The 549-nt window shown below is 45.5% G+C and carries 2 tRNA genes and 1 rRNA gene; all 3 read left to right on the top strand.

The window, feature by feature from the left end:
- Positions 1 to 64 (top strand): 16S ribosomal RNA (locus HBR94_RS28395); the annotation flags it as partial.
- Positions 65 to 186: 122 nt separating this feature from the next.
- A tRNA-Ile gene (locus tag HBR94_RS28400) sits at positions 187 to 263 on the top strand.
- A 10-nt stretch (positions 264 to 273) separates the two neighbouring features.
- Positions 274 to 349, top strand: a tRNA-Ala gene (locus tag HBR94_RS28405).
- Positions 350 to 549 lie beyond the last annotated feature (200 nt).

The raw sequence follows: 549 nt of genomic DNA on the forward strand, positions 1-549 counted from the left end.
CATGACTGGGGTGAAGTCGTAACAAGGTAGCCGTAGGGGAACCTGCGGCTGGATCACCTCCTTAATCGACGACATCAGCTGCTCCATAAGTTCCCACACGAATTGCTTGATTCATTGAAGAAGACGATAGAAGCAGCTTTAAGCTCCAAGCTGATAGCTCTTAGCTAATCAGTTGCGCTCGAAATTGGGTCTGTAGCTCAGTTGGTTAGAGCGCACCCCTGATAAGGGTGAGGTCGGCAGTTCGAATCTGCCCAGACCCACCAATTTTGTTATGGGGCCATAGCTCAGCTGGGAGAGCGCCTGCCTTGCACGCAGGAGGTCAGCGGTTCGATCCCGCTTGGCTCCACCATTAACTGCTTCTGCTGTTAGAGTTTAGAAATGAATATTCGGTAATGAATATTGATTTCTAGTCTTTGATTAGATCGTTCTTTAAAAATTTGGGTATGTGATAGAAAGATAGACTGAACGTTACTTTCACTGGTAACGGATCAGGCTAAGGTAAAATTTGTGAGTTACTCAAATTGAGTATTATCGAATTTTCGGTGGATT

The organism is Pseudomonas sp. WS 5412, from assembly GCF_012985615.1.
Lineage (GTDB): Bacteria > Pseudomonadota > Gammaproteobacteria > Pseudomonadales > Pseudomonadaceae > Aquipseudomonas > Aquipseudomonas shahriarae.